Origin of the sequence: Longispora sp. NPDC051575 (genome assembly GCF_040681875.1) — a bacterium.
Taxonomy (GTDB): Bacteria; Actinomycetota; Actinomycetes; order Mycobacteriales; family Micromonosporaceae; genus Longispora.
Genome location: NZ_JBFAZP010000002.1, coordinates 558,047 through 573,035 on the forward strand (window position 1 = coordinate 558,047; position 14,989 = coordinate 573,035).

The window sequence follows — 14,989 nt, forward strand, 5'->3', positions numbered from 1 at the left end:
TACGGCGCGGCGGGGTGTGATGCCCGCACCGTGCACGGACGGTAGCCAAGGACCGGGGCGCGTGTCGTCCGGATTACGGCCCCGAGTGGGCATCGTCACGCCACGGAACCCGGTGCCGGACACGCGACTCGGACCGCACCGCCCGGCCCCGTACGCCGTGTTCACCGGGTGGCCATCCAGTGACGTGGATTCCTTCCCGCTGCCGTGTGCCGGCGTCCGTAGGTTCGAAATCCCGGTTTCCTCCCCCCGATCGGAAGGGCTCCATCGATGTCCTCACGCAAGGTCACGGTCGCGGCGGCCTGCGCGGCCGCCGTCACCGCCACCGTCACCGCGTTCGCGGTGCTCGGCGGGGCCACGGCCGCCTCAGCGGCCACCACCACGTTCACCCCCGTCGCCGACACGTACGTCGACAACGGCGCCACGAGCACCAACTACGGCACCGCCGGCCAGCTCGGTGTGGACAACTCGCCGGTCAAGCGGGCGTTCCTGAAGTTCGCCGTCACGGGCCTGACCTCGCCCGTGACCAGCGCCAGGCTGCGGGTGCACACCGACGACGTGTCGGGTTCGCAGTCCCCCAACGGGGGCACGTTCAAGGCCATGGGCACCACCACCTGGTCGGAGACCGCGGTCACGTGGAGCAACCAGCCGGCGATCGACGGTGCGACGCTGGGCTCGCTGGGCGCGGTGTCGCGGAACGCGTGGTACGAGGTCGACGTGACCTCGTACGTCGCGGGCAACGGCACGTTCAGCATCGGGGTCACGTCCGGCAACAGCGACGGCGCGGACTACGACTCGCGGGAGAGCGGCGCCACCGCCCCGCAGCTGGTGGTCACGACGGGTACGACCCCGACGCCGTCGCCGACCCCGACCGGTCAGCCGGGCGACCCGGTGCTGGTCGGCGCGGGGGACATCGCCGACTCCGGCTCCGGCGACACGGCCACGGCCAACCTGCTCGACGGCATCCCCGGCACGGTGTTCACCGCCGGGGACAACGTCTACACCAACGGCACCGCGTCGGAGTTCAGCACCTACTACGACCCGACCTGGGGCCGGCACAAGGCCCGCACGAAGCCGGCGCCCGGCAACCACGACTACAACACCTCGGGCGCCACCGGCTACTACGGGTACTTCGGCGCGGCGGCCGGCCCGTCCAACCGGGGCTACTACTCCTACGACCTGGGCAACTGGCACATCGTGTCGCTGAACTCGGAGGTCGCCACGTCCGCCGGTTCCGCGCAGGAGCAGTGGCTGCGCGCCGACCTGGCCGCCAGCTCCAAGCCGTGCACCCTCGCGTACTGGCACAAGCCGCTGTACACGTCCGGCTCCAACCACGCGCCGACGACCGCCGTGCGGCCCCTGGCCCAGGCGCTGTACGACTTCGACGCCGACGTCGTCGTCACCGGCCACAACCACCAGTACGAGCGGTTCGCGCCGATGAACCCGACCGGCGGGCTGGACACCGCCCGGGGCGCCCGGCACTTCGTCGCCGGCATGGGCGGGGCCGGCGCGTACAGCTTCGGCACGATCCAGCCGAACAGCGAGGCCCGCAACACCGGCACCCAGGGGGTCCTGAAGTTCACCCTGCACGCCAACAGCTACACCTGGGAGTTCGTGCCGGTCGCCGGCAAGTCCTACACCGACAGCGGCACGACCAACTGCCACTGAGGTCCACGGCCGCGCCCGGTACGCCGGGCGCGGCCCCCACGCTCCGCCCGAGGCCACGCCGGGCCCACCCCAGCTCCCGCCCGAAGCCACACCGGGCGATCCCCGACTCCCGCCCGGGGCCACGCCGGGTCGACCCGCACCATGGAGGCAGCAGTGCGCCACCGTACCCCCATCGCCGTGTTCTGTGCCCTGGTCCTGTGCGCCGTGGCCGTCGGCTACACGCTGCGCGTCCGGGCGGGCCAGGCCACCCCGGGCGCGCCGGACGCCACCCGGGCGGAGTCCCTGCGCGGGGCCGGCCCCCGGCTCCAGGTGCTCAGCAACGGCGCGCTGTCCACCGTGGATACGGCGCACCCGGACGGGCCGCGCACCGTCACGTCCCAGCTGTGCGACCGGGCCTACCGGGCGGCCGACACGATCGCCTGCCTGCGGCCGGTCAACGCCCTGGCCACCACCAGCCTCGTGGTCCTCGACCCCGACCTGCGCGAACTCCGGTCCGTGCCGCTGGCCGGCTTCCCGAACCGGGTCCGGGTGTCCGCCTCCGGCCGGATGGTCGGCTGGACGCTGTTCGTCAGCGGGCACTCCTACGCCACCCTCGGGTTCGCCACCCGGGCCGGGATCCTCGACACCCGGACCGGCGCGCTGGCCGACAACCTGGAGGAGTTCGCGGTCACGGTCGACGGCCGGCCGTACCGGGCGGCGGACATCAACGTCTGGGGCGTGACCTTCGGGGCCGACGACAACCGGTTCCACGCCACGATGGCGACCGGCGGGCACCGCTACCTCGTCGAGGGCGACCTCGCCGCCCGGACCCTGCGCACCGTCGCCGACAACGTGGAGTGCCCGTCGCTGTCGGCGGACGGTACCCGGATCGCGTTCAAGTCCGCCGTGGACGGGGACCCGAGGAAGGGCTGGCGGCCGGCCGTGCTCCGGCTCGCCGACGGCGCGGTCACCCTGCTGGCGGAGACCCGCAGCGTGGACGACCAGCCGGCGTGGCTGGACGCCGCCACGGTCGGGTACGCCCTCCAGCGCCCCGACGGCGGCAACGACGTGTGGGCGGTGGCCGCCGACGGGAGCGGGCAGCCGCGTCTGGTGGTGCCCGGGGCGAACTCCCCGGCGGCGGTGACCGGCTAGCCGATGGCGGACCGAGGTCCGCGAGCCCCGACACGGAGTGGTCGGTACCTCGGCGCCGCGTTGGCGACACCGAGGAGACCGATACCTGATGGCGTCCCTTCACCGGCCCTGTGGGCTGACCGGCGGTACTACCCGCCGTCGCTGTCCGGGTAGGCGCCGACGCCGGCCCAGTCAGGGGCGCCGATGCCGGTGTGCCAACTGGCGGGGGTGAAGGTACCTCCGCCGGTGCCGCGCAGCAGGGTGATGGTGTTGTTGTTCCATCGCTCGTACCAGGCCAGGTCGGTGGTGCCGTCGCCGTTGAAGTCCCCGACGCCGGCCCAGGTAGGCCCGCCCACCCCGGTCAGGCCGGTGCCGGGGACGAAGCCGCTGCCGGTGCTTGCCAGAACGGTGACGGTGTTCTTCCAGGACTCGTGCCAGGCGATGTCGGCGCGTCCGTCACCGTTGAAGTCCCCGACGCCAGCCCAGGTCGGGCCGCCGATCCCGGATTGCCAGGTCTCGAGTGCGAAGCCGCCGGCGCGGGTGTTGCGCAGCATCGTGATGCCGTTCTTCCAGGATTCGTACCAGGCGATGTCGGCGTACCCGTCGCCGTTGAAGTCGCCGACGCCGGCCCAGCCGGGACCGCCTATGCCGGTCTGCCAGGACTGCAGGGTGAAGCCGACGCCGGTGCTGCGCAGCACGGTGACGGTGCTCTTCCAGTCCTCGTACCAGGCGATGTCGGCCCGACCGTCGCGGTCGAAGTCGCCGACGCCGGCCCAGGTCGGGCCGCCGATCCCGGTCTGCCAGGTCTGCAGGTCGAACCCGCCGTGCTGGTTGTTCACCAGGACCGTGATGGTGTTCTTCCATGACTCGTACCAGGCGACATCCGGGTACCCGTCGCCGGTGAGATCTCCTTCCCCTGCCCAGGTCGGCGTGCCCAGGCCGGTGGCGGCGGACTGGGCGTGGAAACCGCCGCCGGTGCCCTTGAGGACCGACAGCCGGTTGCCGTTCCAGGCTTCGTACCACAGCAGATCCGACACGCAGTCGCGGTCGATGTCACCGGTCCTCGCGACGGGGCAGGAGCCCGGCGCGGGCAGGTCCTTGAAATGGATGTACTGGTAGTTGCCGGTCGGCACGGTGCGTGCAGCGTAGGTACCGTTGTAGGCGGAGTTGTAGTCCTCGATCGTGACGGTGCCCGAACCGACGGACTCGACCCACGCGACGTGCCCGGATGACCGCCACGCGACCGCACCAACGGCGGGAGTGTTGTTGACCGTGTAGCCGCGGATGCTGGCCTGGGTGCCCCAGTTGCTCGCGTCGGCGTGGAAGGGCATCTCGAACCCGTTGCGGCTGTGCAACCGCCAGGCGACGAAGGAGGTGCACTCGCGGTTGTACATGCCCCAGTCGTCGAGGACGGAGTCCTGGGGAACGTTACGCCACTTCGCCGGGTAGTCGTCGGTGCCGGCCTGCGCGGGCGTCGCGGCGGCCAGGTGCGTCAGCCACACAGCGGCTAGGAGCAGCACGGCCGTGATGCCTCGGAGGAGCCGTCTTCCAGGCATTTTCTCTTCCTTTCGAGGGTCTTCGAGCACGAGGGCAGCTGATGAGGTCGAATCCGGTGATCCCGGGGTTTCGTCGGAGGGCGCCCGTCGCCCCAGGCGTGGCGTCGGGCGTGTCCTCCACCGCGAATTCTCGTCACCCGGGAGCGGCGGTACAGGGGACAAATGTCGCTCCCGGACGGGCGAGGCGCCCGGTCGGGTGACGTTCAGGACATGGATGGCAGCGCCAGTGACGCCGCCTAAGGCCGAAATCCGACCGTTCCAGCTCCACCGAGGACAGCCCGAACGGTGCCATGCTGAGAATTCAGCGCCTGAGTTCCGAGAGGTAGCTTCTGGAGGCTTCCTGTGCGCCGGTCCACGAACGTGGAACTGCTCGCGTCCACCACCGAGAAGCTGATCAGGCCGTTCGAGGCGATGGCGCTGTTCCTGCAGGCCGCGAACCTGTTCTCCAGCGCGGTCAACGACCGGTACAGCGCGTTGGGGGTCCGGGTAGTGGTGGTGCTCGGTGTCTTGCACCTGGCCTTGGCCGGGCTGGTGTTGCCCCACCGGGGGCCGCTGACCCGTGGGCGGACCTGGACGGCCGCCTGGATCGCCATGATCTTCGTGGTGCAACTGCTCCTGGCCCGGCTGCTCGCTCCTGGTGACTTCGCGGCCTATGGCACAGGGGTTCCGATGGGCAACTACGCGCTGATCCCGCTGGGAGTGTTCGCGTTCTACCCGTGGGGCCGGCACCGTAGGTTGATCGAGGTAGGGCTGATCGTGGCCGTCGTGGCGCACCCACTCGTGATCCTCGCGCTGATCCACCGCTGGCAGCTCACCGGCGCGCATGTCCGAAGCGTCGTGATGTACGCGGGGTGGGCCGTGGTCTGGTTCCTGGTCGGTAAGGGTATCGCCTGGTTGTGCCGGATCGCCGTCCGGTTGGAGACCGAGGCGCTGTCCGCGAGCTATACGGCGACTCTGGGCGATCTACACACGCACGTCGAGTCCGCCATCGAGGAGATCGAGGCCGGGAACGACGCGCGCGAGGTCGCCCACCGGCTCCGGTTGCTGACTGCCGCCCGGCGCGGCCAACTGCTCCTGCGAGCCGGGAACGTCGGCGCGGCCGATCTGTTCAAGAACGCGATCCGGGCGTGCGGCGATCGGTTGCGGCTGGTGTCCGGGCCGCAGCTCGGCGGGCTGACGGTCCCCCGCGAGCACGCGATCCTGCTGGAGCAGGGGCTGGCCGACCTGTTGAAGAACGTGGTGGTGCACGGCAGCGGCTCAGCGGAGGTGGGCTTCACGATGACGGACTCGGACATGACCCTCGACGTGCGCGACTTCGGCCCGGGGCTGGAACCCAGCCGGCTCGATGTCTCGGGCAGCAGCCTGCACCAACTCCGCACGACGCTCCGGGAGCGGGGTGGTGACCTGCGGGTGCTGCCCCCGCCGCCGGGGGGCGGCGCGGCCGTCCGGGTCACCGTGCCTATCTGGTCCCGGCGGTGAGACGTGCGGATCCTGGTGGTCGAGGACAGCATGATCGCCGACATGGCGCGGGCCGAGCTTACCCAGACGTTGGCCTTCGAGCCGCTGGTGATCTCCGACCCGGTCGCGGCGCTGGACCACCTGCGGCGGGAACGCTTCGACGCCGCCGTGGTCGACATGCTCTTCCAGGCGCACTCGGATGAGTTCGAGAGCCGACGGCGGGACGGCGAGGTCCGACTGACGGACGCGCGGCTGCACCTGAGCGGGCTGGCACTGCTCCGGGCGGCCCAGTCCGCAGGGACGCCCACGGTGCTGTGGACCTGCGGCGAGGCCAATCGGCGGTTGCACATCATGTTCGCTCACGAACGGCTCGACTGCCGGGCAATGTGCCTCAAGTACCTGCGGGGCGGCCTGACCGCGGCGGTCCAGGCCGTGCTGTCCGGCAGTGGGTACATCGACCCGTTGCTGCGGATGCATCTGCCGCCGCGGACCGCCCCGTCCCTGCGAGAGACGTTCTTCGCCTCGAGTTCGCGGCGGGCGATCTGGCGGGCGATGGCGCTCGGCATTCACGACCACGCCCGGATCGGCCGCGCGGTCGGCATCTCCGGCGGTACCGTTCGGCGCGGCGTCGAGGAGATGCGGGCCCGGCTGGTGGCCTTCGATCCCGGCTGCTCGCGGGACGGACCACCGACGGCGGAGTTGGTCCGCTACGCGAGCCAGAACTGGGAGTTCTTTCTCGACGATACGGTGCGTGAGGTCTATCCGTGAGCCGTTGGTGTGATACCTGGATCCCACGGATCGCCCTGCTCGTCCTGCCCGCGGTGTGGATCCTCCTCGCGGTCACCCTGCCGGCGCCCGGCTCCCGGAACCTGACGATCGACGTGTCCTGCACCTCGGGGAACCCGGTGGTCGGGGTGTGGATCGAGTCGCGCTCCGGCGGTTCCGGGTTCGCCGAACGGGACGGGTCCGCGACCGCGGGGCTGGCGCGGTTCGTCTTCCGGCAGCAGTTCGCGGGCCCCTACCAGGCGAGGGTCGGCTGCGGCGGGACCCCGGCACAGTGGGGCCGCACCGGCGGATCAGCCGACAACGACCGTGCCCACCGGCGGCTCACCTGTCAGGACACCAGCACCGACTCCGGTGACTGCCTCGACCAGAAACCCTGACAGTCCGGTACCGACAATAGTCCGCTGCACCGACGCCCCCGAGGTATGAGAGTTCTCTGGGAGGAGACCGAACCCTCCAAAGGAGCCCAACGATGTCCATCGTGAAACGACGCACGCCGCGCACGACCAGACCGGCCACCGCCCCCGACGTGTGCGGCGGTGCCCAGCGGACCCGGTACCCCATCCCCACGGGCAGGGCGATCCTGCTGGCGGTGGGAATCTGTCTCGCATCGGTGCTGGCCGCTCCAGCTCCAGCGAGCGCGGGCACCTACGAATACTCCGACCTGGGCTATCCGGACAAGAGCACACCCTGCGCGCACTCCCCCTACGCGGCCTCCGGGGCGTGCCAGGGGTATGACTGGGGACCGGTGAAGGACTCCGACCCCGCCTGGGACAGGTCCACCCTCAACTCGGGGCGCGGCTACGGCTACCGCAACTGCACCGACTACGTCGCATGGCGGCTGCAGAGCCTCGGTGTCAACCCGGCCAGGACCACTGGACTCGGCAACGGCGGGCAGTGGTACGACAAGGCCGCGGGCAGGCTCGACCGGGGTGACACCCCGGCGGCGGGAGCCGCCGCCGTCAGACCGACCAGCGACTCCGATGCCTACGGCCACGTCGCCTTCGTCGAGTCCGTCAACAGCGACGGCACCATCACCGTCACCGAGTACAACGCCAACGCCAAGGGCACCGGCGACCGCTGGACCGGCAAGCCCAGCGACCGGGGCTTCACGAAGTACGTGTACTTCGCCGGTCTGATGCCCCCCGCCCCGGGCGGCGGCTCGCCGGGCACGACGAACACGATCAAGCGGATCAAGAAGACGACCTTCGGTAGCACCGAACAGATGTTCACCGCCACAGCAACCCAGATCCGTCAACACGACTGGGGCGGCGGCAGCCCCATCCGCACCAGCGTCGTGGCCACCGTCCCCGCAGGGGAGGTCATCGTCGACTTCGACAAGATCACCCAATCGGACGGCGCCACCCAGAGCGTCTACACCGCCACCGCCACCGGCGTCTACGAGAGCTGGTGGAACGGCGCCGGATTCAGCAACCCCGCCAAGATCGTGAACCTTGCCGGTGTCAGACGCGTCGTCGCTGACCTCAAGGCCGAAGGCGGCGGGATCACCCACCGACTCTATGTCCTAGCCGCCGACGGCCCCTACGAGATCTGGTGGCGAGACGGCGGCACCGTGAGCAACCCTTTCCGGCTGTGGAACATCAACAACGGATTCGCCCTTGTCAAGAGCGCGGCACCCACCGGCGAGGACGAGGTGTACGTCGCCTCGCCCGGCTTCGTCCACGAGATGACATGGCCGGTGCCCGGCGGCGACGGCATCCGACGCCGCACCGTCAACACCCTCACCGAAGGCGTCGACATCCAGAAACACAACAAGCCAGACGGCACGGAACTGCTCTACACCGCGACCAGGACCGGCGTCCACGAAACGTGGTGGAACGCCAGCCAGGGCTTCAGCAACCCGGCGAAAATCATCACCACGCCGGGTGGGGAAGAGGCCATCGCCCTCGAAAAGCGGATCACCGGGCCGGTCGAACAGATCTACCTCGCGACCAAGGGCCACGTCTACGAATACTGGTGGAGCGGCGCGAGCAACGGCACTCAAGCCGGACCACCGCTGATCACCATCACCCAGAACGACGTCACCGACATCGACAAATCCGGCGACGGCAACCCCTACCAGAACCTCTACACCGTCCACCAGAACGCCGTCTACGAAACCTGGTGGGGCGACGGATCCGTCCACACAGGCCATCCCATCATCGTGCTGAACTAGGCGCAGCACACGCCGTACTCCAGGACGAGGGTCGGGCGACCCTCCGTTGACGACCACCCGGTTCGGGGCTACCCCCGCCGGTCGGACGGCGGGTTGGTCGAAAGGCCTCCAGCTGCACGCTTCCACATGATGATCTCTATCAAACGTTGTCGGTAACCTGCCGACGACCCCGCTGGGTCAGTGGTCGGCTCTAGGCTTCGGAGATAGGGGGCCGTGGCAGCCTGACCGAGGAGTCTGGATGCGTCGAGCCGTGGTCATCGCGGTCAACGGGGACGGGTTGGCCACCCTCGAGCAGTACAACGCGACCCCGTGGTCCTACAGCGTCGAGAACTACGTGGGCGCTGAGAAGTACTGCACATCGCCGATATCGCCAACGATCCCGACGTCAACGGTGATGGCCGGGCCGACCTGGTCATCGTCGGCTCCGGCCCCACCGGGTCGGGCCGGACCGAGGCCCAGGTCCTCGACGCGGTCACCGGGTATTCCACCTGGCTCGCGCACTGGGCCACGACGGCCGGGTACAGCGGCAGCACCGACGACCGAATCCTGATCTGATACCCGTGGGACGGCGGCTCGGGCTCTGGGGTCGCGTACCCGATGGCGATCAACCTCTCGGCAGCCACGCTCGACGGCATCCAGCCCTACGGCGACACGGTGGTCGCCAACTACGGCGGCAGCCGCCCGTCGCGACCAATGTCACCAGACTCCTCCTGACCTGAGGCCGGAATGCCGCCCCGCAGGCGCGTCTCGGGCGCCGGAGTGCCGTGGCCCGCCACCGCGAGAGCAATCTGGAAGAAGTTCGGTCCCCCGGAGGTCGATACGCTCCGCTGTGTCGCCGGCACGTTGGCAGCACGCGAGTCCACCACGACCGGAGGACGTTCATGAGCACGCTCGACATCTACGACTACGTCATCGTCGGCGCCGGCAGCGCGGGGATCCCCCTGGCGGCGCGGCTGAGTTCCGACCCGGCGGTGCGGGTCGCGCTGATCGAGGCGGGGCCGGACTACCCGACCCCGGCCGGGACGCCCGCGGACCTGCTCGACGGCAACCAGATGTCGCTGGTCGAGCACGACTGGCGCTTCACCGCCGACATGCTGCCGGACCGCCGGACGCGGTACTTCCAGGGCAAGGTGGCCGGCGGCGCGTCCTCGGTCGGGAACACCATCGCGATCCGGGGTGTCCCCGACGACTTCGACAGCTGGGCCGCCGCCGGGCACACCGAATGGTCCTGGGACAAGGTGCTGCCGCACTACCTGGCGTTGGAGAACGACCTGGACTTCGGCGGCGAGTACCACGGCAAGGACGGCCCGGTGCCGATCCGGCGGTGGCGGCCGGAGGAGCTGACCACCGCGCAGCGCGTCTTCTACGACGGGTGCCTGGCGGCCGGGTTCCCCCAGGTCGACGACCACAACCACCCGACGTCCACCGGGGTGGGGCCGGCACCGTCGAACCGGTGGGACACCCACGGCCGGGTGTCGACGGCGACGGCGTACCTGGCGGAGGCGCGGTCGCGGGAGAACCTCACGATCCTCGCCGGCACGGCGGTGAGCCGGGTACTCCTCGACGACGGGGTCGTGCGCGGCGTCGAGGTGCTGACCGGGGCGACCACCCGGGAGCTGCGGGCCCGCCGGGTGGTCCTCGCGGCCGGGGCGGTGTGCACGCCGGCGATCCTGCTGCGCTCCGGTATCGGGCCGCGCGAGGACCTGCGCCGGCTCGGGATCGACGTGCGGCTCGACCGGCCGGGGGTCGGCGCGGGGCTGGGCGACCAGGCCCGGACCGGGGTGTTCATGGTGCCCAAGCCCGGTGCCGAGAACTTCGGCGCGTCGGTCGGGCAGATCGTGCTGCGCACGGCGGGTACGGGCTCCGGGCGCGAGAACGACATGTACTACGCGATGGTCAACCACTTCGACCTGTCCGTCCAGTTCCCGCACCTGCGGGAGGCCGCCGGGGCCGACCGGGTGTTCTGCGTGCTGGTCGTGGCCCGCGAACCCAGCTCCCGGGGCCGGGTGACCCTGGACTCCCCGGACCCGAGGGTCGCGCCGCACATCAACCTGAACTTCCTGACGACGGAGTACGACCACCGGCTGTTCGCCGACGGGCTGCGGGTCGGCTGGGAGCTGGCGCAGACCCCGGCGATCCGGGACCTGGCCGAGCGGGTGGTGATCCTCGACGACAAGGTCCTCGACTCCCCGGACACCGTGCGCGACTATGTCACGTCCACGGTGGACTCGGCCTACAACCCGATCGGAACGGCCCGGATGGGTACCGCCGACGATCCGCTGGCCGTGGTCGACCAGCGGTGCGCGGTCATCGGGGTCGAGGGTCTGTTCGTCGCCGACGCCTCGGTGATGCCCAGCATGGCGCGGGCCAACCTCAACCTGACCACGATCATGATCGGCGAACGGGTCGCGGAGCTGCTGCGCGCGACCCGTTGACCGGCGACATCCGCCCGCCGGGACGTCGGCGGTTCCGTGCGACCGTGGGGCGGCCGGCGCGGTCGGCCGTTCGGGGTGATCTGTCGGCGCGGCGGACCGTTCGGTGGCGAGCGGCCGGCGCGGTCGGCCGGACAGAGGTGGAGGACGCACGATGACGACAGTGGACAACCACCGGCCCGGGCCGGACGGGCCACCCGGGTCCGACCCGGAGGCCGTCTCCCCGGCCCGGATCCTGGAACTGGTCAGCGGCTTCCGGGCGGCGAAGTTCCTGATGGCGGCCAGTGACCTCGGCGTGTTCGAGGCGCTGGCCGACGCGCCCGCCCCGATCGAGGTGCTCGCCGCGCGCACCGACCTCACCCGGCGGGCGGCCCGGATCGTCGCGGACGCCATGGTCGCGCTCGGGCTGCTCGACCGCACCGGGGACACGTACCGCAACAGCGCGGCGGCGGCCGCGTACCTGACGGGAACCGGTTCTTCGGATCTTCGCCCTTTCCTCCGGTTCTCCGACCGGATGAGCTACCCGGCGTGGACGGACCTCGCGCACGCGCTCCGGCACGGCCCGACCACCCAGATCACCGACCTGGACCCCACCCTCCAGAAGGTCTTCTCCGAGGGGGTCGAGGCCCTCAACGCCGGCCCGGCCGAGGCGCTCGCCGCGAGCGTGGACCTCGCCGGCCGACACCGGCTGCTCGACGTCGGCGGCGGCACCGGCTCGTGGTCGATCAGGGTCGCGCGGGCCCACCCGGAGGTGACCGCGACGGTGGTCGAGCTGCCCCAGGTGGTCGACCTCGCCCGGCGGCGGATCGCCGAGCACGGGCTGGCGGGGCGGATCGGGGTCGTGGCCGGGGACATCAGGACCGCCGACCTGCCCACCGGCCACGACTGCGCCCTGCTCGCGAACGTCGTGCACTGCTTCTCGCCGGCGGACAACCAGCTGCTGCTGGGCAACGTGCGCCGCGCGGTCGGCCGGGGCGCGCTGCTGCTCCTGGCCGACATCTGGACCGACCCGACCCACACGGAGCCGGTGGTCGCCGCGCTGATGGCCGGCGAGTACGCGGTCAACATCGCCGACGGCGACGTGTACAGCGTCGTGGAGGCCCGGGCGTGGCTGGCCGGCACGGGCTGGCGGTTCGTCGGACACCGGGACCTGACGGGTACGAAGTCGGTGGTGGTCGCCGAGGCGGTGTGACCCGGGTCCGGCCAGGTGTGCCCCCAGCGCTCCGACCAGGCAATATACCCGAGCTCTACCGGGACCCAACCGGACTTGACCATGGTGCTCCCTGCGGGCGGTACTGCCGCCCACAGCGCAGACAAGGAGTCACCATGACAAAGAAGCACCGTTTGCTGAGTGCCGCCGCCGTCGTCGGGATGGTCGTGCTCGGCACGGTCCTGCCCGCCACCGCCGCGCAGGCGGACTCGCTGTGCCTCAACGGCAAGAAGGAGTATCCGACGGAGACCACCTTCCGGCTCACCTGCTACACCGACAACATGACGCTGGTGTACGCGGCGACCAACTGTTACAGCGCGGTGAACGGCAACTACGTGACCTGGCGGAAGAGCACGCATGCCTTCATGGTCGGCCAGGCGACCACGAACCCGTGCCCCAGCGGCACGTACGCGGCCAACGGCTGGGCGAAGAAGGCCTGACCCACCGCGGGTCGCGACCCCGGGGCCGACCGCGCCCCGGGGTCGCAGGTCTCCGGCCGCGACCCGTCATTGTGGATGGAGGGCTCGGCCGGGAGGACTTCGACAAAAGGGGCCGGGTCGCCACCGTGTGATATGACTGGATCCAGTCGAAAAGGGCGGAAGCCCGCCGCCGACCGGGCGCTCGCGAACGAGTGCCGGCCCCGATCAGCGGCCACCGAAGGAGCAGCATGTCCACTCGCCGCACGTTTCTGACCGCCGGTGCCGCCGTGGCGGTCGGCGCACTCGGCACCGCCGGGACCGCCGCCGCCAGCCCCTCCGCGACGGCCGGCCTGCGGGGCCGCCTCCGCCGCCTGGAGCGCGCACACGACGCCCGGATCGGCGCCTACGGGCACAACCTGCGGACCGGCGCGATCGCGGCGTACCGGGCCGACGAGCTGTTCCCGATGTGCTCGGTGTTCAAGACCCTCGCCGCCGCCGCGGTGCTGCGCGCCTTCGGGTCCGGAGAACGGGCCCTCTCCCGCACCGTCCGCTACAACCAGGCAGACATCGACCGGGCCGGGTACTCCCCCGTCACCTCCCTCCCCGGGAACCTCGCGGACGGCATGACGATCGGTGAACTGTGCGCGGCGGCCCTCAGCCACAGCGACAACACGGCCGCCAACCTCCTGCTGGCCGAGGTCGACGGGCCGGCCGCGGTGACCCGGCTGTGCCGCGCGCTCGGCGACCCGGTGACCCGGCTGGACCGCTGGGAGTCCGAACTCAACTCCGCCGAGCCCTGGCGGCGGGAGGACACCACCAGCCCCCGGGCCGTCACCGACACCTACCGGCGGCTCCTGCTCGGCACCGCCCTCGACGGCGAGGGCCGGACCCTGCTGGGCACCTGGCTGCGGCGGAACACCACCAACGGCGACACCTTCCGCGCCGGGCTGCCCGCCGACTGGGTGCTGGCCGACAAGACCGGATCCGGCGAGTACGGCACCCGCAACGACGTGGGCGTCGCCTGGACGTCGACCGGCACCCCGATCGCGCTGGCCGTCCTCACCACGCACACCGACGCCGCCGCGCGGCCGGACAACGCCCTGGTGGCCGCCACCGCCGCGCACCTGGCGGCCGCGCTCACCTGACGCCCCGGCACCGCCGCCGACGCCCCGGCCCCGGCTCCAGCTCCGGCTCCGGCTCCGGCTCCGGCTCCGGCTCCGGCTCCGGCTCCGGCTTCGAGGGTCAGCCCGCCATCGCCCGGGGCGCGGCCGCAGGCGGCTGGGGCAGCACCCGGGGCACGATCGACGCCAGTACCTCGAACCCGGCCCGGGTCTCCTCGTCCAGGGGCAGGTGCACGGTCATCCGCACGGTGCGCTGCTCCGACAGCCACAGGTGACTGGCCTCGCACCGCAACCGGCCGGCCCGCGGGTGCCGGTACTCCTTCACGGTCGGGTCCATCGGCGCCACCTCGTTGCGGTCCCACAGCTCGCGGAACTCGGGCGAGTGCTCCCGCAGGTCCGCCAGCAGCCGGGCCCAGCCGGGGTCGCCGATCTGGGTGGCGCTGTCGGCGCGGGCCTTGGCGACGATCAGGCGGGCCCGGTCCGGCCAGTCCCGCAGCAGCCGGCGCCACTCCGGGTCGGTGAACACCATCCAGAGCGTGTTGCGGTACCGGGGCGGCACCGCCCGGTAGTCGCCGTACAGGCCGAGGTGCGCCCGGTTGCCGGCGAGGAACTCCCACCGGGGCCCGATCACCACGGCCGGGAACGGGTCGAACTGGTCCAGCATCATCCGGACCGCCGCGCTGACCCCCGGGACCTCCTCCTCGACCAGGTCGGGGTCGGGCACCTCGGCGAGGGTGAACACGTGCGCGCGCTCCGTCGGGTCCATGCCCAGCACCCGGGCCACCGAGCGGAGCACCTGGGCGGACACGTTGATCGGCCGGCCCTGCTCCAGCCACGTGTACCAGGTGATGCCGACCCCGGCCAGCAGCGCCAGCTCCTCGCGGCGCAGCCCCGGGGTGCGGCGGCGCAGGCCGGGGGGCATGCCCACCATCTCGGGGGTCGTCCGTTCCCGCCGGGACCGGAGGAAGTCCCCCAGGTACCGCCGCCGTTTCGCCGCCTGTTCCGCGTCCACCCGGCCATCCTGCCCCGGCGCGGACCGGCTTGCCAGGTGCTGTCAGT

General features: G+C 71.4%; 12 protein-coding genes. 10 read left to right on the top strand and 2 right to left on the bottom strand.

Features of this window, described 5'->3' with window-relative positions; genetic code table 11:
* The first annotated feature begins 267 nt into the window (after positions 1–267).
* Positions 268–1,665 carry a DNRLRE domain-containing protein gene (locus AB0M43_RS06230; RefSeq protein WP_363721629.1) on the top strand — a complete coding sequence of 466 codons (1,398 nt, stop codon included), beginning with the start codon at positions 268–270 and terminating at the stop codon, positions 1,663–1,665.
* Between the two features lie 153 nt (positions 1,666–1,818).
* Complete coding sequence (locus AB0M43_RS06235) at positions 1,819–2,796, top strand: hypothetical protein (protein ID WP_363721631.1); 978 nt, start codon at positions 1,819–1,821, stop codon at positions 2,794–2,796.
* A gap of 128 nt (positions 2,797–2,924) precedes the next feature.
* Here AB0M43_RS06235 and AB0M43_RS06240 read toward each other — a convergent pair whose 3' ends face one another.
* Positions 2,925–4,331 carry an FG-GAP-like repeat-containing protein gene (locus AB0M43_RS06240; RefSeq protein ID WP_363721633.1) on the bottom strand — a complete coding sequence of 469 codons (1,407 nt, stop codon included), beginning with the start codon at positions 4,329–4,331 and terminating at the stop codon, positions 2,925–2,927.
* 342 nt (positions 4,332–4,673) lie between these two features.
* Between AB0M43_RS06240 and AB0M43_RS06245 the strand changes: the two genes are divergently transcribed.
* The 8 genes from AB0M43_RS06245 (at position 4,674) to bla (ending at position 13,954) form a co-directional block, all read left to right on the top strand.
* Positions 4,674–5,810, top strand: coding sequence for an ATP-binding protein (locus AB0M43_RS06245; protein WP_363721635.1), 1,137 nt, complete (start codon positions 4,674–4,676; stop codon positions 5,808–5,810).
* Positions 5,811–5,813: 3 nt separating this feature from the next.
* Entirely contained in the window at positions 5,814–6,557 is a 744-nt protein-coding gene (locus AB0M43_RS06250; protein WP_363721636.1) for a hypothetical protein, read from the top strand.
* Complete coding sequence (locus AB0M43_RS06255; protein ID WP_363721638.1) at positions 6,554–6,952, top strand: hypothetical protein; 399 nt, start codon at positions 6,554–6,556, stop codon at positions 6,950–6,952. Before AB0M43_RS06250 ends, AB0M43_RS06255 begins: the two co-directional genes overlap by 4 nt.
* A 92-nt stretch (positions 6,953–7,044) precedes the next feature.
* Entirely contained in the window at positions 7,045–8,748 is a 1,704-nt protein-coding gene (locus tag AB0M43_RS06260) for a CHAP domain-containing protein (protein WP_363721640.1), read from the top strand.
* Between the two features lie 881 nt (positions 8,749–9,629).
* Positions 9,630–11,183: a GMC oxidoreductase gene (locus tag AB0M43_RS06265; protein WP_363721642.1), complete on the top strand. Its 1,554-nt coding sequence runs from the start codon at positions 9,630–9,632 to the stop codon at positions 11,181–11,183.
* 151 nt (positions 11,184–11,334) lie between these two features.
* Positions 11,335–12,372 carry a methyltransferase gene (locus AB0M43_RS06270; RefSeq protein WP_363721643.1) on the top strand — a complete coding sequence of 346 codons (1,038 nt, stop codon included), beginning with the start codon at positions 11,335–11,337 and terminating at the stop codon, positions 12,370–12,372.
* Positions 12,373–12,506: 134 nt separating this feature from the next.
* Complete coding sequence (locus tag AB0M43_RS06275) at positions 12,507–12,830, top strand: hypothetical protein (protein ID WP_363721645.1); 324 nt, start codon at positions 12,507–12,509, stop codon at positions 12,828–12,830.
* A gap of 227 nt (positions 12,831–13,057) precedes the next feature.
* A complete protein-coding gene (bla, locus tag AB0M43_RS06280; protein WP_363721647.1) occupies positions 13,058–13,954 on the top strand; it encodes a class A beta-lactamase in 897 nt (298 codons plus the stop codon).
* A 97-nt stretch (positions 13,955–14,051) separates the two neighbouring features.
* Here the strand turns inward: bla and AB0M43_RS06285 are convergent, their stop codons facing one another.
* Positions 14,052–14,942, bottom strand: a complete 891-nt coding sequence (locus AB0M43_RS06285) for a helix-turn-helix transcriptional regulator (protein WP_363721649.1) — start codon at positions 14,940–14,942, stop codon at positions 14,052–14,054.
* Positions 14,943–14,989: the final 47 nt, after the last annotated feature.